We start from the raw sequence: 19,443 nt of genomic DNA, 5'->3' as shown, positions 1-19,443 counted from the left end.
CTCACTATGTGGCTGCGAGGATGACCGCCGTGAAGCGTCGCTGGATCGTCACCGGGGTCGTCGCGTGGGCCGTGGTCGTCGCCGGGTTCGCGCTGTACTCGTACTCCAGCGACCCGCCCACCGCCCGCGAGCAGACCACGATCGCCGACGCCCTGCCGACCGTCGACACCGCGCTCGGGCGGATCTACGCCGCGCTCGACCCGGCCGCGTCGGTGGCCGCGCTCGGCGGGTACCGGCGCACCGAGGTGAGCTGCCGGGTGACCTCGGCACGTGAGGGCACCCGTTTCAACCGGGAGCTGATGGTGTACGTCAAGCAGGGCTCCGAAGCGGCCGCGCTCGACCGCGTGAAGTCGGCGCTCCCGGCCGCGTACGAGCCGAACGTGGCCCACAGCGGCACGACCGACCTGCTCACCGCCGACGCCGGCAACTTCGTGGCCGTGCGGGGCTCGGTGACCGAGCCCGGCGTGCTGCGCTTCAGCGCCGACACCGGGTGCCGGGTGCAGAAGGCGGCGGTCACGGAGGCCACGCCGCAGTCGCAGGACGCGAACCGGGCGCCGGTGCAGGCCGTGCTCGACACGCTGGGCAAGCCCGCCTCGCAGTGGCGCACGCACCGGCTCACCTCGCCGGCCTGCGGGGCGCTGTGGACCGTGGAGGCCGTGACCACCGGCGACGGCGCGGCGGCGCGGGGCACCGTCCCGGCCTCGGCGGTGGTGCTCGACACGGCGAAGGTCTTCGCCTACCGGGCCGGGTCCGCGGGGGTCGCGCTGCGCAAGGACGGCGACACGCTCGTGGTGAGCTCGTCCGCGGGCTGCTGACCGGGCCTTGTACCTGAGGCCTCAGTACACGAGGCCTCAGTACACGAGCGCCTGCGCGCCCTCCGCGAGCGCCTCCTCGACGAACGCCGCCGCCCCCGCGATGCGAATCCCCGGCAGGAGGTCCTCCGGGCCGATGCCGCGGCGCGCGGCGCACTGCGTGCACACCGTCACCGTGCCCCCGGCGAGGATCGCCTCCAGCAGGTCGGGCAGCGGCGCCGCGTGCGGCAGGTCGAACTCGGCCGCGCGGCCCGGCACGGCGAACCACGCCGACTCGCCGGTGAGCCACAGCGAGGTCGGCACGCCGCCGGCGACGGCGGTCGCGGCCACGGTGAAGGCCTGGGAGCAGCGCTCCGGGGCATCAGATCCGGCGGTTGCCTTGACGACGAGAGAACGGGCCATGCTTCGCAGCATAGAATTCCGGTGATGGTTACGGAGATCGGGTTCGTGAGCCTGCTGGTGGCCGGGATGGGCGCGCTGGCGGGCGGGCTCGTCTACCTTGCGGTTCGGGTGTCGAGGGGGCGTTGGTGACTGATGTGCAGCCGCCGTGGGCGGGGCTCGCCCAGGTCGGTGAGTATCCATACGAGGAGACGCACGACCTGCGATCGGGGCCGGACCTGCACCCGGCCCTGCTGGGGCTGCTGCCGCTCGTGGGCGTCTGGCGCGGGCGCGGCCAGGGCGACTACCCCACGATCGAAGGCTTCCACTACGGCCAGGAGGTCCGGTTCAGCCACGACGGGCGGCCGTTCCTGTTCTACGAGTCGCGCTCGTGGATCATCGACGCCGACGCGAACCCGGTGCGGCCGTCGCACCGCGAGGTGGGCTGGTGGCGGCCGGTGATCGTGGACGGCAAGGCCACCGACGAGCTCGAGGTGCTGGTGTCCGCGCCGACCGGGATCGTCGAGTTGTACACCGGGCAGTCCCGCTCCACCACCCAGTGGCAGATGGCCACGGACGGCGTCGGGCGCACCGGCACCGCCAAGGAGGTGCGCGGCGGGCAGCGCCTCTACGGGATCGTCGAGGGCGCGCTGTTGTACACCTTCGACATGGCCGCGGTCGGCCAGCCCCTCCAGGTACACCTGTCCGCGCGTCTGGAGCGGGTAGCGGGCTAGATTTAGTCCCGTGGACCTCGCGGAGATGCTCCGGTCGCGCGGGTTACGACTGACCGCGCCGCGGCAGCTCGTGCTCGAGGCGGTCTACCGGCTGCGCCACGCCACCCCGGACCAGATCCATGCCGAGGTGGCGGGTAAGGCCGCCGGGGTCAACATCACCACCGTGTACCGCACGCTCGAGCTCCTGGAGGAGCTGGAGCTGATCACGCACGCGCACCTGTCGCACGGCGCCCCCACCTACCACGCGGTCGACGAGCACCAGCACGCCCACCTGGTGTGCCGGGGCTGCGGCTCCGTGCGGGAGCTGCCGTCGCCGGTCCTCGACCAGCTCGCCGGCGAACTGCTGGAGAGCCGCGGGTTCCGCCTGGACATCGGGCACGTGGCGCTGTTCGGGCTGTGCACCGAATGCGGGACGAGTAAGGGAGCAACATGCTGAGCGCAGTACCGGTCGCCGCCCTCGATCCGAACGACCCCGACGCCGGCGCCGTGGCGCACTACGGCGACCCGGCGCGTGAGCAGCGTCTCCTCGACACCGCCGCGGGCCTGGTCGACCGCTCGCACACGGGCGTGCTGGGCGTGCCGGGCGCCGACCGGCTCGGCTGGCTGCACAGCCTCACCACCCAGCACCTCGCCGGGCTGGCCCCGTGGACCGGCTCGGAGCTGCTCGTGCTCTCGCCGCACGGGCACGTCGAGCACCACGCGGTGCTCACCGACGACGGCGAGACCACCTGGCTCGACACCGGCGACGCGCCCGGGCTGCTGGGGTTCCTGGAGCGGATGCGCTTCCTGATGCGGGTCGAGCCGGCCGAGGTGACCGCGGACTGGGCGCTGCTGTCGATCGTCGGGCCGCAGACCGACGAGGTGCTCATCTCCCTCGGCGTCGGGCCGCTGCTGCCGCCCGACCTGCTCTCGGTACCGGAGGCGAAGTTCGCCACCGGCTCCGTCCCGCCGCGCCCGACGGCCGTCTACGCCGCCGGTCGCCTCGCCCAGGGCGGCTGGGCGCGCCGGATGCCGTACGGCGCCGATCTGCTCGTCCCCCGCCCGGTCGTGCCGGAGATGGTCGAGGACCTCGGGCTGCCGATGGCCGGCATCTGGGCGTTCGAGGCCCTGCGGGTCGCGGCCCGCCGGCCCCGGGCCGGGTTCGAGACCGACCACAAGACGCTCCCGGCCGAGGTCGGCTGGACCGGGCCGGCCGTGCACCTGGAGAAGGGCTGCTACCGCGGCCAGGAGACGATCGCCCGCGTGCACCACCTGGGCCGGCCGCCGCGCAAGCTGGCGCTGCTGCACCTGGACGGGATCACCACCGACGAGCTCCCGGCCCGGCACACGCCGGTGCTGCTGGAGGGCGGCGAACGGCCCGTCGGCTTCGTGGGCACGGCGGTGCGCCACCACGAGCTGGGGATGATCGCCCTGGCCGTGGTGAAGCAGAACCTGACCCCCGACTCCGCCCTGCGTGTGGGGCCTTCCGCGGCCCGCATCGACCCGGAGCCGTAACCTCATCGTCGTGATGACGACGACGTTGATCACGGTGGCCCCGACCGGTGCGGAGACCCGCAAAACGGACGTGCCGGCGCTGCCCGTGACGCTGGACGAACTGGTGACGACGGCACGGGACTGCGAGGCGGTCGGGGCGAGCGTGATCCACGTCCACCTCCGCGACGACGACGCGGAGCCGACGCTGGACCTCGGCCGGCTCAAGGACGCCGTGGCCGCGCTGCGCGAGGCGACCGGCCTCGTCGTGCAGCTGTCCACCGGCGGCGCGGTGACCGACCCCGAGGCCGACCGCCTGCGGGTGCTCGACGCCCGGCCCGACATGGCCTCCTGCACCATGGGCACCGTCAACTTCGGCGACGACGTGTTCCTCAACCGCTGGGCGTTCGTCGTCGAGCTGCACACCCGGATGCAGGAGCGGGGCATCGTCCCCGAGTACGAGATCTTCGACCTCGGCCAGCTCGCCACCCTCGCGCGGCTGCTGGACAAGCACGGCCTGCCCGCCGGCGGCCATGTGCACGTCGACCTCGTGATGGGGGTACCCGGCGGAATGCCCGGCACCGTCGCCGCGCTCGCCGCCTGCGAGGCCGCGCTGCGGGACCTGCCCGCGGGCACCACGTTCTCGGCGACCGGCATCGGCCGCTCCTCCCTGCCGGTGCTGCTGGCCTCGCTCGCCGCGGGCGGGCACCTGCGCGTCGGGATGGAGGACACGGTCACCTACGCCAAGGGCCGGCCGGTGGAGAGCAACGCCCAGCTCGTGGCCCGGGCGAGCGGGTTCGCCCGGCTCGCCCAGCGGCCCCCGATGAGCGCCGCCGAGGCCCGCACCACGCTGGGGATCGACCGTGTCTGACCTTTACGCGGGCGGGGAGCTGCTCGCCGAGGTCGTGCGCAGCGAGTTCGTGGAGAGCCGCCACCACGGGTCCGTCGTCGTGCTCGACGCCCACAGGGAGGTCGCGGCCTGGGCCGGCGACGTGCTCGGCGCGGTGTTCCCGCGCTCCTCGGTGAAGCCGCTGCAGGCGGTCGGGATGCTGCGCGCGGGGCTCGACCTCGCCGGCCCGGATCTCGCGCTGGTCGCGGCGAGCCACCGCGGGCAGGACGCGCACATCTCCGGCGTACGGGAGATCCTCGACAAGTCGGGCATCACGGCGGACGACCTCCGGTGCCCGCCGGACTACCCCCTCGCCGAGGACGCCCGCGACGCCGTGGTCCGGGCCGGGCACCGCCGCGAGCGGGTCTTCATGAACTGCTCGGGCAAGCACGCCGGGATGCTGCGCACCGCCAAGGCCAACGACTGGCCCCTCGAGACCTACCTGGACCCGGCCCACCCGCTCCAGCAGCGCCTGGCCGCCACCGTCGAGGAGCTGGCCGGGGAGCCGATCCGGGCGACCGGGGTCGACGGCTGCGGCGCGCCGGTGTACGCGTTCTCGCTGCGCGGGCTGGCCGGGGCGTTCCTGCGGCTGGTGAGCGCGCCCGAGGGCAGCGGGGAGCGTGCGGTGGCCGATGCGATGCGGCGGTACCCGCTGCTGGTCTCCGGCGACGACCCGGGCGAGGACGATACGCGCCTGATGCGCGCGGTGCCGGGGCTGCTGCTCAAGGGCGGCGCCGAGGGGGTCGCGGCGGCCGCGCTGCCCGGCGTCGGCGCGGTCGCACTCAAGATCGACGACGGCGGGATGCGGGCGCGGCTGCCGGTGCTCGCGGCGGGGTTCGCGCGCCTCGGGGTGAACCTCCCGGGCCAGGTTCCGGTTTTCGGCGGCGGCCGCGAGGTGGGCGTGGTTCGCTCGGTGTGGTGAGCGGCGGTGACCGGGTTCACGCTAACGGGAGCTAGCGTTTTGCTTGCAACAGCTAGCACCCCGCGCTACCGTCGGTAAGCGTGACCGAAGAGCCGCGCGACCTGGGTGGGTTCATCCGTGACCTGCGCCGCAACGCGCGCATCTCGCTCCGGCAGCTCGCTGAGCAGGCCGGAGTGAGCAACCCGTACCTGAGCCAGATCGAACGCGGCCTGCGGAAACCCAGCGCCGAGGTCCTGGCTCAGCTCGCCGGGGCACTGCGGGTTTCGACCCCGCTGATGTACCTGCGGGCCGGGCTGCTCGAGCGCGAGGGGCACGACGTGCTGGCCGCGATCGCCGCGGACAGTGATCTCACCGTGGCCCAGAAGCAGTCGCTCACCCAGATCTACGAAACGTTCCGCCGGGAGAACGCGCGGAACAACCCGGCCCCGGCCGACGAAGCCGTCCGGGGTACCGATGGCGCCGAACAGCCTGGCGCGACGCACGAAGCGCCCGACGCCGAGCCGACACGTTCCCACGAGGAGTCGCAGTGACCACCGAAACCACCACGAAGAGCACCACGCGCAAGATCCCCACGCCGCTCTACGCCGCCGCGGGCGCCGGTGACCTCGCCTACCAGCAGCTGCGCAAGCTGCCGGAGCAGGTCGCCCAGCTGCGCGCCCGGGTCGAGGAGCTGCGTCCGGCCGTCGCCGACACCAACCTCGACCGGCTGCGGGGCGCCGCGCGCCGCAACGCCGCGAACCTGCTGGCCAACGCCCAGCAGGGCGCCCAGATCGCGCAGGACCGGGCCCTGGCCGTCTACACCGAGCTCGTCGCCCGCGGCGAGAAGGTCGTCAGCACCGCCCGCACCGCCGAGGCCCGGGTCGAGCTCGAGCCGGCCCACAAGGCCGTGACCGCCGAGGTCACCACGGTCGAGGAGCCCGCCGCGCCGGCCACTCCCGCCACTGCGGCCACGGCCGCGGCCAAGAAGACCGCGGCGAAGAAGGCCGCCCCGAAGAAGTAACACCGATTCTGCGAAGCCCTCCGGCACCGTCGTACACGGGCCGGAGGGCTTCGGCTTAAGCTCGTTGCATGGTGAGTGCCGTCCCGATCTTCTACGCCCAGGTCGAGAACTACATTTCCATCACGGTGTGGATCTTCTGCCTGGTGCTCGGGGCCGCCGCCTTCCTGCACTGCGTGGTGCAACGCACCGACGCCTTCCCGGCGATCGGCACCATGTCGAAGTCGATCTGGCTGGCCCTGATCGGCGGCGGCGAGCTGCTCACCGCGATCTCGCCCAACCTCCAGCTGGGCTACCTCGGCATCTTCTCGCTCATCGCGGCCGGGATCTTCGCGGTGTACCTGCTCGACATCCGCCCCGCTCTGCGCGACGCGGTCGACGGCCACGGCTCCTGGTGATGGACTTCCGCTGGCCGCCCCCGCCGGACGGGCGCCCCGACCGGTTCCGGCCGCCCGTGACCCGGGGCCCGCAGACCGGCCGCCCCACCCTCCCCGCCCCGCCCACCGAGCTGATCGCCACGCCGCACGGCGTCGAGCTGGAGCAGCTGGTGACCGGCGAGGGCGACCCGGTGACGGTGTTCGCGCACGGCCTCGGCAGCGGGATCGCCGAGACCCGCCCGCTGGGCAGCGCCGTGCGGGGCCGCAAGGTGTTCTTCCAGTTCCGCGGCCACGGGCAGTCGGCGGCGCCCGGGGGCACGTGGACCTACCTCGACCTGGCCCGCGACCTGCGCGCGATCGCCGACCTCGCCGGCGCCACCCGGGCCCTCGGCGTGAGCCTGGGCGCCGGGGCGCTGACCCGGCTCCTCGCGGACAACCCCGGCCGCTTCGAGCGGGTCGTGTTCTTCCTGCCCGCCGTGCTCGACACCCCCCGCCCGGCCGCCGCCCACGAGCGGCTGACCGCCCTGCTGAGCGCGATCGAGGTCGGCGACGCCGCCGCCGTGGCCGACGTGATCGCCCAGGAGGTCCCGGCCCAGCTGCGCAACTCCCCGCCGGTCTGGGCGTTCCTGCGCCAGCGGCTCGACCAGCTCATGCGCGACGGCCTCGCCGCTGGCCTGGCCGGCCTGCCCGAGCAGGCCGCCCTCGACGACCGCGCCGGCCTGGCCGCGGTGAGCGCCCGGTGCCTGGTGATCGGCTGCCGCGGCGACGACCTGCACCCGTCCGTCGTCGCCGAGCAGCTCGCCGCCGCCTTGCCAAAGGCCGACCTGCACATCTACGACCGCCCCGGCATCCTGTGGACCCAGCGCGCCGACCTGCGCAGCCGGATCTCGGACTTCCTGAACGCCTGACCCCTCGATCGGCCCACCAGGAGTGACCGAACGGCCGAGCCGGTGACGCGTATCAGAACGGCCCCCGACAGATTCTGTATTGCATGACTACTTCGTGGTGCTGGGCGGGGCCGACCCGCCGCATATAGTCGGTTTTCATGGGTGTCACACATCACGGCCGCACGTACCGGCTCGACCTCGCCGACCCGACGCTGCGCGAATGGACCGCCAAGGTCCTGCACGCGTCGGCCGAGGACGGGATCGTGCTGGACCGTTCGGCGTTCTACCCGGGCGGGGGCGGCCAGCCCCCGGACCACGGCGTCCTGCTCTGGCAGGGCGTCCAGACACGGATCGCCGGCACGCGCAAGGCCGACGACCTGTACCTCCTGCCCGTCGAGGGCGACCCGCTCCCCCCGGTGGACACCGAGGTGACCGGCGCGGTCGAGGACGACCGGCGCACCAAGCTCATGCGCACCCACTCGGGCCTGCACGTGCTGTGCGGGGTCGTGTTCCGCGACTTCGGCGCCCTGGTGACGGGCGGCTCGATGGAGCCGGCCGAGGCGCGCATGGACTTCAACCTGCCGGAGGTACCGCCGGACTTCAAGGCGCGCCTCGAGGAGCTGGTGAACGCCGAGGTGATCGCCGACCGCAAGGTGGTGACGAAGGTGCTCGGGCGCGAGGAGGCCCTGGCCCTGCCCGACATCATCCGCACCCAGTCGAACCTGATCCCGGCCGAGGAGCAGGAGATCCGCATCGTCGACATCATCGGCCTGGACACCCAGGCGGACGGGGGCACGCATGTCGCGTCGACGGCGCAGATCGGCCGCCTGCAGGTCGTGAAGGTGGAGAGCAAGGGCAAGGCCAACCGCCGAGTCCGCGTACGCCTCTCCGACTGACCCCGACCGCCGGGCGCTGTCGCACCCACTCCGAAGCCGACTCCGGGCGCAACGCCAGGCCGCGCCGTCGCACGCGCAACGCCGGACCGCGCCTTCGCCTGCGCAACGCCAGGCCGCGCCATCGCACACGCAACGCCAGGCCGCGCCGTCGCACACGCAACGCCGGACCGCGCCTTCGCCTGCGCAACGCCAGGCCGCACCTCGCACATACAACGCCAGGCCGCGCCTTCCCCTGCGCACGTCCGACCGCACTCCGCGCGCGGCCAAAGGTCTGACGCTTGCGCCCGGTCGCCGATAAGTCGGGCGCTTCGCGCCGCGACTTATCGGATATTTCGTATATGCCGGATTATCGGAGCGCGGCCAGCAGGCGGTCGATGTGCCCCTCGGTGGTGCCGATCCCGAAGCTGGCCCGGATCGCCTGGTCGGCGCCCGGCTCGCACCCGGCCGCCCCGGTTGTTTCGGGTGTACCCGTGAGCCGGGTCGTGGCCTCGGACAGCAGGCGGCGGGTCAGCGGGTGCGCGCAGAACAGGCCCGCGCGCACCCCGATGCCGTGGTCGCGGCCGAGGGTCGTGGCGAGCTCGCCCGGGTCGCGGCCGGGCACGGTGAAGGAGACGATGCCGACCCGCTCCGCGGCGGCCGGGAAGAGGCGCAGCTCCTCCACGTGCGGCAGCGCGGCCAGGCCGGTACGCAGCCGGTGCAGCAGCGCCTGCTCGGTCGCCGCGAGGTCGCGGTGGTGCAGGGTGCGCAGCGCGGTGGCGAGCGCGACCGCGCCGATGAGGTTCGGGGTGCCGGCCTCGTGGCGCGCCGGACCGGTGGCCCAGCGTGTCGTGCCGTCGTCGGCGACGTGGGCGCTGGCGCCGCCGCCGGCCAGGTACGGTTCGGCCGCGTCCAGCCAGTCCGCCCGCCCGGCGAGGACGCCCGCCCCGAACGGCGCGTAGAGCTTGTGCCCCGAGAACGCGATGTAGTCCGCGCCGAGGCCGGCGAGCCGCCCGGGCGCGTGCGGGGCCAGCTGGGCGGCGTCGACGGCGATGCGGGCACCGTGGCGGTGCGCGACCTCGGCCAGCCGCTCCACCGGCCACACCTCGCCGGTCACGTTGCTCGCCGCGGTGACGCTGACGAGGGCGTTGGGGTTCTGCCGGCGGTACAGACACGAGTCCAGCGCCTCGACGGCCTCCTCCGGCGACCGGGGCGCCGCCAGCCGGATCGTGTCGCGCCAGGGCAGGAGGTTGGCGTGGTGCTCGGCGTCGAACGTGACGACCGTGGTGTCCGCCGGGACCGCCCGCGCGAGCAGGTTGAACGCGTCCGTGGTGTTGCGCGTGAAGATCACCGTGTCGCCGGGCCCGTGGCCGAGGACATCGGCGACGGTCTCGCGCGCCTGCTCGTACTCGCGCGTGCACCGCTCGGACAGCGCGCCCGCGCCGCGGTGGACGCTGCCGTAGTAGGGCAGCAGTTCGGCGACTGTGTCCGCGACGACCCGAAGGCACGGCGCGGTCGCGGCGATGTCGAGGTTGGCGAAGTCGACGGACCGGCCGTCGGACAGCTTGACCTCGCCGGGCGTGAGAATTTCGGACACGGGTAGACCCCTCCGCTCGCGCTTGCCCGGACACACCGCGTGCCGGACCGTGTCATCACCCGGGGCACCCCGCCGCGAACGCGAGGGTTGCCGGCCAGCAAGCCGGGGCTGTGCGCTGGCACTCATGACCTGTCCCGACGGTACCGCGGATAAAGTTGCCCCATGAGCGAACTCCCGCCGAATGGGACGCCGTCCTCGCCCGAGCCCGCGTCGGGGCCGCCGGCCGCCCCGACCTCGGGCGCGGCCCCCTGGACCGCGCCGGGCGCTGCGTCGACGCCCTCCGACTGGGGTTCGCCCGCGTCGGCCCCGCCCGCCGCCCAGCCCGCCTCGGGACCACCCGCCGCCCAGCCCGCCTCGGGACCGCCGGCGTGGAACGAGCCGGGGCAGCCACCCGCGTCGGGGCCGCCGGCCGCATGGGGCCCGCCGGCCGCGTGGGGTCACCCGGGCCAGCCGCCCGCTTCGGGGCCGCCGCCGGCATGGGGCCAGCCGGGCCAACCGCCCGCGTCAGGGCCGCCACCCGCCTGGGGCCAGCCGGGCCAACCGCCCGCGTCAGGGCCGCCACCCGCCTGGGGCCCGCCGGGCCAGCCGCCCGCGTCAGGGCCGCCACCCGTGCAGCCGCCCGCCCCGGGCTCGCCGGCGTGGGGCCAACCGCCGCAGCCGCCTGCACAGGAGCCCGCCTCTGGCCCGCCCGCGTGGGGCCACCCTGGACAACCGCCCGCGTCCGCGCAACCGCCGGCTGCGCAACCGCCGGCTGCGCAACCACCTGCTGCACAACCGCAACCGCCCGCCGCTGCGCAACCGCCCGGGCAGGAGCCGGCCTCGGGACCGCCGCCGTGGGGCCACCCGGGTCAGCCGCCCGCGTCCGCGCAGCCGCCCGCCGCCTGGGGCCGCCCCGACCAGCAGCCCCAGTGGGGCCAGCCCGCGGCGGTGCAGCCGAGCGCGCCGCCCGGCTCCGAGTGGGGCCGCCCGATGACGCCCCAGGTCGCGGCCGGCCAGCCGTCCGGCCCGCCGATGATGCCCTCGTCCGCCGTGCCCAACGTGACCGAGGCGGCCGAGCCGCAGACCGGCCGCACGGAGTACCCGACCGCCGCGCTGGCCCTGGCCGCCGCCCCGCCCCCCAAGCGCTCCGACCGCCGCCGGCTCTGGACGCTGATCGGCGTCATGGGGTTCATCGCGGCCTGCGGCGTCGCCGTGCTCGCGTTCTTCGGCTTCAACGGCGGCTGGACAGCGCTGGTCGTCGGCGTGGGCTCCGCGGTGATCCCGGTGCCGGTGCTGGTCTCCTGCTTCCTTTGGCTGGATCGGTACGAGCCCGAGCCGGTCAAGTATCTCGTCTTCGTCTTCGGCTGGGGCGCCTGCGTGGCGACCGGCGTAGCGCTGGTCGTCAACACCGCGGGCTCCTACTTCGCCGACAAGGCGGGGCTGTCCGACGCGCTCGTCGCCGTGCTCGTCGCGCCGCTGATCGAGGAGAGCATGAAGGCGCTCGGGCCGGTGCTGCTGTTCTGGCGCCGCCCCCGCGCGTTCTCCGGCATCATCGACGGAATCGTCTACTGTGGGCTGTCGGCGACCGGGTTCGCGATGGTCGAGAACATCCTGTACCTGGGCTTCAAGGGCTACGGCGAGACCGCCGACAAGTCCGGGCCCGTGACCGGGGCCGCGGCGCTGGTCGGCATCTTCATCGTGCGGATCCTCATGACCGGGTTCGCCCACCCGCTGTTCACCTCGATGACCGGCATCGGCCTGGGCTTCGCCTCGCGCTCCTCGGCCCGGGCGGTGCGCTTCCTCGCCCCGCTCGCCGGCCTGCTGGTCGCGATGATGCTGCACGGCTCGTGGAACCTCATGTCGGTCACCGCGTCGACCAGCGCCTGGGTCCTGCTGTACGGCTACTTCGCCGTGATGATGCCGATCTTCCTGTGCATGGTCGGCTTCGCGCTCTGGCTGCGCGCCAACGAGGGCCGGCTGACCGAGCGGGTGCTGGGCGAGTACGCCCGGGCCGGGTGGTTCTCCCCGCCCGAGATCGCCGCGCTCGGCACGCTCGGGCGCCGGCTCTCCGCGCGCCGCTGGGCCAAGCGGGTGGCCGGCGACGCCGGGGCCAAGGCGATGCGGGCGTTCCAGTTCGACGCGACGCGGCTGGCGCTGCTGCGCGACGGGCTGCACCGGGGGCTGGACAAGGAGCCGAAGCGGCGCATGGAGGCCCTGGCCGAGGAGCGGCAGCTACTCACCGCGCTCGACGCGTACCGCCAGGTGTTCGTCGGCCGCGACCCGCAGTCGCCGCGGGCGGTGTGGGACGGTTCGCGGTACCACATCACCTTCCCCGACGGCATCGTGCGCGTCCTCGACGCCCCGGCGACTCCGGTGGTACCCGTGCCGATCTCACTGGCCCCGCCGCCCCCACCGGTCTTCGCGGCGCCCTATTACCGGTAACTAGAGGTAGGCGCCCTATTACCGGTAACTAGAGGTAGAGGCCCGTCGAGTCCGGCTCGACGCGCCGGGCCGCGACCGCGTGCACGTCGCGCTCGCGCAGCAGCACGTAGTCGCGGCCCTGCAGCTCGACTTCGGAGCGGTCCTCGCCGTCGAAGAGCACGCGGTCGCCGGAGACGATCGAGCGCACGTTCGGCCCGACCCCGACCGCGGTCGCCCACGACAGCCGCTTGCCGACCGAGGCCGTCGCCGGGATCACGATGCCGGAGATGTGCCGCCGCTCACCCTCGGCACCCTCCAGCCGGACGAGCACCCGGTCGTGCAGGAGCCGGATCGGCAGGGCATCCACGGACGTGGGTGGATCTTCGGTGGACCCCTGGTAACCAGCGGCGGGTTGTGCTGTCACGCTTGCGACGCTACCGCTTCGGTGCGTGCGAACGCCGCGCGACCCGGTCTACCGTGGGGAGTCGCCGTCGGGTACAGCAACGTCAGGGTGCAATCGGGGAGGTAGTCCGTGGGCCGGTTCGACAAGGTACGCGCCAATCTGCGGCGGGCCTATCTCCAGCGCCTGGCGGAGGTGCAGGCCGAGCGCGAACTGGCGGCGGTCGAGGAGCCCGAGCCGGAGCCGGCCCCGCCCGCCCGCCCGCTCGACCACGCGACGACGACGAGCCGGGACGACGCGGAGGTACCGCACGGCCTGCGCATCGCCACCGCCTGGTCCTGGCGCCTGTTGATCCTGATCGCGGCCGCGGCCGTGCTGCTCTGGCTCGTCGGCCGGCTCAAGACGGTGCTGATCCCGCTGAGCATCGCGCTGCTGCTCTCGGCCCTGCTCGCCCCGGTGATGGGCGTCCTGCGCCGCCGGGTCAAGCTGCCGCCGTCGCTTGCCGCGTTCCTCGTGCTGATCATGGGCCTGGGCGCGGTCGCGGGCGTCCTCACCCTGGTGGTGAGCGAGTTCGTGGCGGGCTTCCCGGCGCTGGCCGAGAAGGCGTCGGCCGGCGTGTCACAGATCCAGGAGTGGCTGACCACCGGCCCGCTGCACCTCAGCGGCCGCCAGCTCGACGCCACCTTCGACGCGGCCACCACCTGGCTCAACGACAACCGGGGCAGCCTCACCGACAGCGCCGTGAACACCGCCACGGCGACGGTCGAGTTCCTGGCCCTGATGCTGCTGATCCTCTTCGTCACCTTCTTCTTCATGCGCGACGGCAAGCGGATCTGGCACTTCGTGACCGGCATCCTCCCCACGCCGGCCCGCGACCCGGTCCGCCGCGCGGGCGAGGCGGCGTGGCGCACGCTAGTCGCGTACGTGCGGGCGACCGTGCTCGTCGCGTTCATCGACGCGCTCGGCATCGGCCTGCTGCTGTTCTTCCTCAACGTGGACTTCTGGTTCCCGCTGGGCACCCTCGTGTTCCTGGCCGCGTTCGTGCCGATCGTGGGCGCGACGGTCTCCGGCGCCGTGGCCGTGCTCGTCGCCCTCGTGGACGAGGGCCCGATCACCGCCCTGGTCGTGCTGATCGGCGTGATCGCGGTCCAGCAACTGGAGGGGCACGTCCTCCAGCCGCTGATCATGGGGCGCGCGGTCTCGGTACACCCGCTGGCCGTGATCGTGGCGATCGCGACGGGCGTCGTGCTCGCGGGGATCATCGGCGCCCTGGTGGCCGTGCCGCTGGTGGCGGTGCTGAACACGGGCATTCGCCACCTGGTCCAGCACCGCAGCGAGCCACCGCCCGACGCGGTGATCGTCTCCTCGGAGTGAATTCCCAGGGCACGTCGCGCCGAGTGCCGACTTATCCGTCGTCGGGGTATAAATCCGATAAGTCGCGGCGCGGAGCGCCCGACTTATCGGGTCACGACCCGCGCGGCGTGTAGCGGCGCCGAGCGCCCGAGTTGCCGGGCCACGACCCGCGCGGCGCGGCGCAGCGCGTCCGAGTTACCGGGCCACGACCCGCGCGGCGCGGCGCAGCGCGTCCGAGTTACCGGGCCACGACCCGCGCGGCGCGGCGCAGCGCGTCCGAGTTACCGGGCCACGACCCGCGCGGCGCGGCGCAGCGCGTCCGAGTTACCGGGCCACGACCCGCGCGGCGCGGCGCAGCGCGTCCGAGTTACCGGGCCACGACCCGCGCGGCGCGGCGCAGCGCGTCCGAGTTATGTCGGGTCACGACCCGCGCCGCAGCAGGTCGCCGCGCGTCGAGACGCGCTCCAGCACGGCCGCCGGGGTCAGGTCGGCCGCGGTCAGCTCGCCGGCCTCGACCTCGTCCCACGTCAGCGGGGCGCTCACCGTCGGGGACGGGCCGGCTCGCAGCGAGTACGGCGCGACCGTCGTCTTGAACGCGTTGTTCTGGCTCCAGTCGATGAAGACCTTGCCCGGCCGGAGCTGTTTCGCCATTTTCGCCACGATCAGCTTCGGGTGGGCGCGCGCCAGCTCCTCGGCTACCTCCTTCGCGTAGCCGCTGACCTCGTCGGCCGTCTCGGCGCCGGAGAGCGGGACGACCAGCTGCATGCCCTTCTTGCCGGACGTCTTCGCCGCGCCCTCGAGGCCGTCGGCGGCCAGGCGCTCACGCAGGATCAGGGCCACCTCGTAGCACTCCGGCAGCCCCGCCGGCGGGCCCGGGTCGAGGTCCACGACCAGCTGGTCGGGGTCGAGCGCGCGGCCCTCGGCGTCGACGCGCCACTGTGGAGTGTGCAGCTCCAGCGCCGCCAGGTTGGCCAGCCACACGACCGTGGCCAGCTCGTCCACCAGGATGAAGTCGATCTTCTCGCGGCCCTTGGAGGAGCCGGGGACCGGCAGCGGTACCGTCCGCACCCACTCCGGCGTCCCGGCCGGCGCGTTCTTCTCGAAGAAGCCGGCGCCCTCGACGCCGTTCGGGTAGCGGGTGCGGGTGAGGGGGCGGCCCCGCAGGTGCGGCAGCATCGTCGGCGCGATGCGGGTGTAGTAGTCGAGCACCTCGCCCTTGGTGAAGCCGGCGCGCGGGTACAACACCTTGTCGAGGTTGGAGATCTCCAGCCGGCGGCCGTCGACCTCCACCGGGATGCGGTCAGGCATCGGTCACCTCCTCGGCGGAGAGGTCCGGGCGGATGCGCAGGAAGCGCGGGAAGCGCAGGCGGCCGTCGCGCGTGCGGTGGCTGAACTTGACCTCCACCACCAGGTGCGGGTCGACCCAGACGGCGCCGCGGGCGTCTTCCCGCGGTACCGATGCGCCGAAGGGATTTTGGGCCGTCGACAACGGCTCGAGCGCCGACAGCAGCGACCGCTCGGCCGCGCCGGAGATGCCGCCGCCCACCCGGCCGCGATAGGCGAGCCCGCCCGGCACCGGCACGCCGACCAGCAGGGCGCCCAGGGCGCGCTTGCCCGGCCGCCAGCCGCCGACCACGAACTCGCTGCTCTCCTCCAGCTTGACCTTGATCCAGTCGGGGGTGCGCACGCCCGGGTGGTACAGCGACTCGGCCCGCTTCGCCACCACGCCCTCGAGGCGGTTCTCGCGGCTCGCGGCCACGGTCGCCGGGCCGTCGTCGAAGGACGGGGGCACCATCGCGCGGGGGCCGAGCGGCAGGCGCTCCAGGCGTTCGCGGCGGCCGCGGTACGGCAGCCCGACCAGCTCCTGCCCCTCCGCGCGCAGGGCGTCGAAGACGAGGTACGTCACCGGGACCGTCGCCGCCAGCCGCGCCGCGCGGTTGGGCTCGCGCACGTGCATGCGCTCGGCGAGCACCTGGAACGACGGCTGGCCGGCCTCGTCCATGGCCACCACCTCGCCGTCGAGCACCGAGTCGGACAGGTCCCGGCCGATGCCGGCGAGCTCGGGATAGGCGGCCGTCACCTCCGCCCCGCTGCGGGCGAAGAGCCTGGTCACGCCCGCCTGGACGACCGCGATGGCGCGGATGCCGTCCCACTTGAACTCGAACGCCCAGCCCGGCCCGGCCGGCAGCACGCCGGGCGAGGCGAGCATCGGAGCGGGCGGGCCGGCCATAGCCACACGATAGTTCGCCTAGGAGTTGCTCGCGCCCAGGTCAAAACGATGGGAAGCTGAAGTTTGCATGGTCCGCCGGGGAAAGGATCTTCATGCGCGCGATCTGGAAGGGCGCGGTCTCCTTCGGGTTGGTCTCGATCGCCGTCCGCCTCTACTCGGCGACCGAGGAGAAGGACATCCGCTTCCACCAGGTACATCGGGAGGACGGCGGGCGGATCAAGTACAAGCGGGTCTGCTCGGTCGACGGCGAGGAGGTCGCCTACGACGACATCGCCAAGGGCTACGACCTCGGCGGCGGCGAGATGGTGATCCTCACCGACGACGACTTCTCCGAGCTGCCGCTGACCAGCAGCCGCGCGATCGAGGTCCTGGAGTTCGTGCCGACCGAACAGGTCGACCCGATCCTGTACAACAAGGCCTACTACCTCGAGCCGGAGCAGACCGCGGCCAAGCCGTACGCCCTGCTGCGCGACGCGCTCACCAACGTCGACCGCGTCGCGATCGTGAAGGTGGCGCTGCGCCAGCGCGAGCAGCTCGCGACCCTGCGCGTGCGCGACAACGTGCTGGTGCTCAACACCATGCTGTGGCCGGACGAAATCCGCACGGCCAAGTTCGACATCCTCGACGACGACGTGACCGCCCGCCCGGCCGAGCTCGCGATGGCCGGCTCGCTCATCGAGTCGATGGCGGCCGACTTCGACCCGAACTCGTACACCGACAACTACCGCGAGGCGCTGCAGGAGGTCATCGACGCCAAGGTGGCCGGCCGCGAGGTCGTGCAGCCGGAGGAGGCCGAGGAGGCCCCGGCGGCGGCGGTCGACCTCATGGCCGCCCTGCGCGCGTCGGTCGAGCGCGCCCGGGCCGCCCGGGGCGAGGAGGCGCCGGACGAGGATGCCGGGCCCACGCCCATCAAGAAGAAGGCCGCCCCGGCGAAGAAGGCGACGCCGGCCAAGAAGGCCCCGGCGAAGAAGACGGCCGCGAAGAAATCCGCGTGAAGTAGACGGTCGACGAGGCCCGGTCGAGCAGCAGGCCGCCGCCGACGTCCACCCAGTGCGGCGCCGCCGGGGCGAACGGGCGCAGGTCCGCGGGCACCTCGGGGTCGGCCGCGGCCGGGCCGTCGGGCGCCGCGGCCGCGCGCTCGGGCGTGATGAGCACGAAGCCGTTCATCACGTAGTCCATCGGGCCGATCTCGGGGCAGCTGCGGGCCCGCGCCTCGCGCTCCTGCCAGTGCACGGAGCGGATCGGCCTCAGTTCGGGGTACTGCTGCTCGATCCTGGCCTTTTCCGTGAAGACGGACGTCTTGGCGGGCCGGGTGGGGTCGGGGCAGCCCGCGAGCCCCGGCACCCAGTCCCGCAGTGCCAGGGCCACGCCGCACAGCGCGATCACGCAGGCCGACAGGGCGGCGGTGATCACCAATGCAATCTTGGCCGGGCGCGTCACCCGTTGATCTGTACCACCTCGAGGGTGCCGCCCGCATAGTCGGACCGGACCCGCTTCTTGTCGAACTTGCCGACGCTCGTCTTCGGCACCGCCTCGATGAACGACCAGCGCTCCGGCAGCTGCCACCGGGCCACCTTCGCGGACAGGAACTCGCGCAGGGTCTCGGCGTCGGCGCTCTGGCCCTCCTTGAGCACGACCGTCGCGAGCGGCCGCTCGCCCCACTTGTCGTCGGGCACGCCGACCACGCAGGCCTCGAGCACCGCCGGGTGGGCCATCAGCGCGTTCTCCAGGTCGACCGAGCTGATCCACTCGCCGCCGGACTTGATGACGTCCTTGGCGCGGTCGGTCAGGGTGAGGTACCCGTTGGGCGTGAGGGTGCCGACGTCGCCCGTGCGCAGCCAGCCGTCCTCGAACTTCTCCGGGTCCGGGCCGTCCTCGCCGATGTACTGCGCGGTGATCCACGGCCCGCGCACCTGCAGCTCGCCGACCGCCTTGCCGTCGCTCGGCATCGCCTCGCCGCCGGGCCCGACGATCCGGCCCTGGACACCGGCCGGGATGCGGCCCTGGGTGTACCGGTAGGCCCACGCCTCCGGGCCCTCGACGCCGAACGGCGCCCGGGCGATGGAGCCGAGCGGGGACATCTCCGTCATGCCCCACGCGTGGATGACCTGGATGCCGTACCGCTCCGCGTACGCGTGCATGAGCGCCGGCGGGCAGGCCGAGCCGCCGATGACGACCTCCTTGAGCGAGGAGACGTCGGTCGGGTTCGCGTCGAGGTACGCCAGCAGATCGGTGAAGATCGTGGGCACCGCGCCGGCGAACGTGGGCTTCTCGACCTCGATCATCCGGGCCAGCGGGGCGGCCTGCAGGAAGCGGTCGGGCATGACGAGCTGGGCGCCGCTCATCAGCGCGGCGTAGGGCAGGCCCCAGGCCATCGCGTGGAACATCGGCACGATGCACAGGTCGCGCACCTGCGGGCCGAGGCCGAAGCTCTCGGCCATGCAGACCTCCATCGAGTGGAGGTAGATGGAGCGGTGGGAGTACGCGACGCCCTTGGGGTTGCCGGTGGTACCGCTGGTGTAGCACAGCGCCGCCGCGTCGTTCTCGTCCACGTCGGGCCACTCGAACGTCTCCGGCTTGCCCGCGAGGAGCTCGTCCCAGGCGTGCACCTCGACGCCGTCCTTGGCGAGCTTCGCGGTGTCGCCGCCGCCGACCACCACGATGTGCCGGATGGTGCTCAGGTGCGGCAGCACGCCGGCCAGCAGCGGGATCAGCGTCGAGTCGACGATGACCACGCGGTCCTCGGCGTGGTTGGCGATGTAGATCAGCTGTTCGGGAAACAGACGCAGGTTGAGCGTGTGCAGCACGGCGCCCATGCTCGGCACCGCGAGGTACGCGATCAGATGCTCGGCGTTGTTCCACATCAGGGTGCCGACGCGCTCGTCGCCGGTGACCCCGAGCCCGCGCAGCGCGTGGGCCAGTCGCGCGGCCTGGCGGCCGACCTCGGCGTAGCTGGTGCGCCGGGCGCCCTCCCCGGTCCAGGTCGCGACCTCGGAGTCGCCGTGGACGGAGCTGCCGTGCTGCAGAATGCGGGAGATCAGGAGGGGTGTCTTCATCATCGTGCTGCGCATGACGCCAAAGCTAATGTGTCCTGCACCACATTGAAACCCACGGGTAACAAAATG

21 protein-coding genes, 1 pseudogene and 1 riboswitch are annotated in these 19,443 nt (G+C 73.3%); of the genes and pseudogenes, 15 read left to right on the top strand and 7 right to left on the bottom strand.

From position 1 onward, the window contains the following. Window positions 1–29: 29 nt before the first annotated feature. Complete coding sequence (locus ACPPVO_RS03505; protein ID WP_426509858.1) at window positions 30–815, top strand: hypothetical protein; 786 nt, start codon at window positions 30–32, stop codon at window positions 813–815. A gap of 36 nt (window positions 816–851) precedes the next feature. Here ACPPVO_RS03505 and ACPPVO_RS03500 read toward each other — a convergent pair whose 3' ends face one another. Further along, entirely contained in the window at window positions 852–1,226 is a 375-nt protein-coding gene (locus ACPPVO_RS03500; protein WP_426509857.1) for a DsrE family protein, read from the bottom strand. Between the two features lie 12 nt (window positions 1,227–1,238). Here ACPPVO_RS03500 and mtfM point away from each other — a divergent pair, with 12 nt between their 5' ends. The 11 genes and pseudogenes from mtfM to ACPPVO_RS03445 all read left to right on the top strand — a co-directional run bounded on the left by mtfM (window position 1,239) and on the right by ACPPVO_RS03445 (window position 8,362). Continuing rightward, window positions 1,239–1,343 carry a small membrane protein MtfM gene (mtfM, locus tag ACPPVO_RS03495; protein WP_350612303.1) on the top strand — a complete coding sequence of 35 codons (105 nt, stop codon included), beginning with the start codon at window positions 1,239–1,241 and terminating at the stop codon, window positions 1,341–1,343. Then, on the top strand, window positions 1,340–1,924 hold the full coding sequence (locus tag ACPPVO_RS03490) for an FABP family protein (RefSeq protein WP_426509856.1): 585 nt from the start codon (window positions 1,340–1,342) through the stop codon (window positions 1,922–1,924). The genes mtfM and ACPPVO_RS03490 overlap by 4 nt, the downstream gene beginning before the upstream one ends. Window positions 1,925–1,949: 25 nt before the next feature. After that, window positions 1,950–2,360 (top strand): Fur family transcriptional regulator, encoded by a 411-nt coding sequence (locus ACPPVO_RS03485; RefSeq protein WP_426514520.1) that lies wholly within the window; start codon window positions 1,950–1,952, stop codon window positions 2,358–2,360. Next, on the top strand, window positions 2,354–3,418 hold the full coding sequence (locus ACPPVO_RS03480; RefSeq protein WP_426509855.1) for a YgfZ/GcvT domain-containing protein: 1,065 nt from the start codon (window positions 2,354–2,356) through the stop codon (window positions 3,416–3,418). Before ACPPVO_RS03485 ends, ACPPVO_RS03480 begins: the two co-directional genes overlap by 7 nt. Before the next feature lie 13 nt (window positions 3,419–3,431). Beyond that, window positions 3,432–4,265, top strand: coding sequence for a 3-keto-5-aminohexanoate cleavage protein (locus ACPPVO_RS03475; protein WP_426509854.1), 834 nt, complete (start codon window positions 3,432–3,434; stop codon window positions 4,263–4,265). Next, window positions 4,258–5,205, top strand: coding sequence for an asparaginase (locus ACPPVO_RS03470; RefSeq protein WP_426509853.1), 948 nt, complete (start codon window positions 4,258–4,260; stop codon window positions 5,203–5,205). The genes ACPPVO_RS03475 and ACPPVO_RS03470 overlap by 8 nt, the downstream gene beginning before the upstream one ends. An 80-nt stretch (window positions 5,206–5,285) precedes the next feature. Continuing rightward, window positions 5,286–5,631, top strand: a pseudogene (locus tag ACPPVO_RS03465) (helix-turn-helix domain-containing protein); the annotation flags it as partial. A 100-nt stretch (window positions 5,632–5,731) separates the two neighbouring features. Beyond that, window positions 5,732–6,205, top strand: a complete 474-nt coding sequence (locus tag ACPPVO_RS03460; protein ID WP_426509852.1) for a hypothetical protein — start codon at window positions 5,732–5,734, stop codon at window positions 6,203–6,205. 68 nt (window positions 6,206–6,273) lie between these two features. Beyond that, the gene (locus tag ACPPVO_RS03455; protein ID WP_360382028.1) at window positions 6,274–6,600 is read left to right on the top strand and encodes a DUF2516 family protein; all 327 of its coding nucleotides are present in this window, start codon (window positions 6,274–6,276) and stop codon (window positions 6,598–6,600) included. Next, window positions 6,597–7,487, top strand: coding sequence for an alpha/beta fold hydrolase (locus tag ACPPVO_RS03450; RefSeq protein ID WP_426509851.1), 891 nt, complete (start codon window positions 6,597–6,599; stop codon window positions 7,485–7,487). Before ACPPVO_RS03455 ends, ACPPVO_RS03450 begins: the two co-directional genes overlap by 4 nt. Window positions 7,488–7,624: 137 nt before the next feature. Then, entirely contained in the window at window positions 7,625–8,362 is a 738-nt protein-coding gene (locus ACPPVO_RS03445) for an alanyl-tRNA editing protein (protein WP_426509850.1), read from the top strand. A gap of 346 nt (window positions 8,363–8,708) precedes the next feature. Here the strand turns inward: ACPPVO_RS03445 and ACPPVO_RS03440 are convergent, their stop codons facing one another. Next, window positions 8,709–9,926, bottom strand: coding sequence for an aminotransferase class V-fold PLP-dependent enzyme (locus ACPPVO_RS03440; protein WP_426514519.1), 1,218 nt, complete (start codon window positions 9,924–9,926; stop codon window positions 8,709–8,711). Between the two features lie 22 nt (window positions 9,927–9,948). Next, window positions 9,949–10,065: riboswitch (SAM riboswitch) on the bottom strand. A gap of 797 nt (window positions 10,066–10,862) precedes the next feature. Between ACPPVO_RS03440 and ACPPVO_RS03435 the strand changes: the two genes are divergently transcribed. Further along, window positions 10,863–12,356: a PrsW family intramembrane metalloprotease gene (locus ACPPVO_RS03435; protein WP_426509849.1), complete on the top strand. Its 1,494-nt coding sequence runs from the start codon at window positions 10,863–10,865 to the stop codon at window positions 12,354–12,356. Between the two features lie 28 nt (window positions 12,357–12,384). Here ACPPVO_RS03435 and ACPPVO_RS03430 read toward each other — a convergent pair whose 3' ends face one another. Then, the gene (locus ACPPVO_RS03430; protein WP_360382033.1) at window positions 12,385–12,702 is read right to left on the bottom strand and encodes a GroES family chaperonin; all 318 of its coding nucleotides are present in this window, start codon (window positions 12,700–12,702) and stop codon (window positions 12,385–12,387) included. 165 nt (window positions 12,703–12,867) lie between these two features. Here ACPPVO_RS03430 and ACPPVO_RS03425 point away from each other — a divergent pair, with 165 nt between their 5' ends. Beyond that, on the top strand, window positions 12,868–14,109 hold the full coding sequence (locus tag ACPPVO_RS03425) for an AI-2E family transporter (RefSeq protein ID WP_426509848.1): 1,242 nt from the start codon (window positions 12,868–12,870) through the stop codon (window positions 14,107–14,109). Between the two features lie 399 nt (window positions 14,110–14,508). On the opposite strand, the gene ligD (ACPPVO_RS03420) is transcribed toward ACPPVO_RS03425, so the two are convergent. After that, complete coding sequence (ligD, locus tag ACPPVO_RS03420) at window positions 14,509–15,396, bottom strand: non-homologous end-joining DNA ligase (RefSeq protein WP_426509847.1); 888 nt, start codon at window positions 15,394–15,396, stop codon at window positions 14,509–14,511. After that, window positions 15,389–16,318 (bottom strand): non-homologous end-joining DNA ligase, encoded by a 930-nt coding sequence (gene ligD, locus ACPPVO_RS03415; RefSeq protein ID WP_426509846.1) that lies wholly within the window; start codon window positions 16,316–16,318, stop codon window positions 15,389–15,391. The genes ligD (ACPPVO_RS03420) and ligD (ACPPVO_RS03415) overlap by 8 nt, the downstream gene beginning before the upstream one ends. A gap of 92 nt (window positions 16,319–16,410) precedes the next feature. On the opposite strand from ligD (ACPPVO_RS03415), the gene ACPPVO_RS03410 reads away from it, so the two are divergent. After that, window positions 16,411–17,313 carry a Ku protein gene (locus tag ACPPVO_RS03410; RefSeq protein WP_426509845.1) on the top strand — a complete coding sequence of 301 codons (903 nt, stop codon included), beginning with the start codon at window positions 16,411–16,413 and terminating at the stop codon, window positions 17,311–17,313. Here ACPPVO_RS03410 and ACPPVO_RS03405 read toward each other — a convergent pair. After that, window positions 17,228–17,731 (bottom strand): hypothetical protein, encoded by a 504-nt coding sequence (locus ACPPVO_RS03405; RefSeq protein ID WP_426509844.1) that lies wholly within the window; start codon window positions 17,729–17,731, stop codon window positions 17,228–17,230. The genes ACPPVO_RS03410 and ACPPVO_RS03405 overlap by 86 nt on opposite strands. A 23-nt stretch (window positions 17,732–17,754) precedes the next feature. Further along, the gene (locus ACPPVO_RS03400; protein ID WP_426509843.1) at window positions 17,755–19,389 is read right to left on the bottom strand and encodes a long-chain fatty acid--CoA ligase; all 1,635 of its coding nucleotides are present in this window, start codon (window positions 19,387–19,389) and stop codon (window positions 17,755–17,757) included. Window positions 19,390–19,443: the final 54 nt, after the last annotated feature.

Origin of the sequence: Dactylosporangium sp. McL0621 (assembly GCF_049995355.1) — a bacterium.
In the GTDB taxonomy this organism is placed as follows: domain Bacteria; phylum Actinomycetota; class Actinomycetes; order Mycobacteriales; family Micromonosporaceae; genus Dactylosporangium.
This window is presented reverse-complemented; position numbering and strand designations above follow the sequence as displayed.

What these genes read in the sequence shown, in the direction of transcription:
- ligD (WP_426509847.1), bottom strand. Translation starts at nt 15,396, where the DNA reads ATGCCTGACCGCATCCCGGTGGAGGTCGACGGCCGCCGGCTGGAGATC.
- ACPPVO_RS03500 (WP_426509857.1), bottom strand. Translation starts at nt 1,226, where the DNA reads ATGCTGCGAAGCATGGCCCGTTCTCTCGTCGTCAAGGCAACCGCCGGA.
- ACPPVO_RS03480 (WP_426509855.1), top strand. Translation starts at nt 2,354, where the DNA reads ATGCTGAGCGCAGTACCGGTCGCCGCCCTCGATCCGAACGACCCCGAC.
- ACPPVO_RS03445 (WP_426509850.1), top strand. Translation starts at nt 7,625, where the DNA reads ATGGGTGTCACACATCACGGCCGCACGTACCGGCTCGACCTCGCCGAC.
- ACPPVO_RS03475 (WP_426509854.1), top strand. Translation starts at nt 3,432, where the DNA reads ATGACGACGACGTTGATCACGGTGGCCCCGACCGGTGCGGAGACCCGC.
- ligD (WP_426509846.1), bottom strand. Translation starts at nt 16,318, where the DNA reads ATGGCCGGCCCGCCCGCTCCGATGCTCGCCTCGCCCGGCGTGCTGCCG.
- ACPPVO_RS03455 (WP_360382028.1), top strand. Translation starts at nt 6,274, where the DNA reads ATGGTGAGTGCCGTCCCGATCTTCTACGCCCAGGTCGAGAACTACATT.
- mtfM (WP_350612303.1), top strand. Translation starts at nt 1,239, where the DNA reads ATGGTTACGGAGATCGGGTTCGTGAGCCTGCTGGTGGCCGGGATGGGC.
- ACPPVO_RS03410 (WP_426509845.1), top strand. Translation starts at nt 16,411, where the DNA reads ATGCGCGCGATCTGGAAGGGCGCGGTCTCCTTCGGGTTGGTCTCGATC.
- ACPPVO_RS03400 (WP_426509843.1), bottom strand. Translation starts at nt 19,389, where the DNA reads ATGCGCAGCACGATGATGAAGACACCCCTCCTGATCTCCCGCATTCTG.
- ACPPVO_RS03485 (WP_426514520.1), top strand. Translation starts at nt 1,950, where the DNA reads ATGCTCCGGTCGCGCGGGTTACGACTGACCGCGCCGCGGCAGCTCGTG.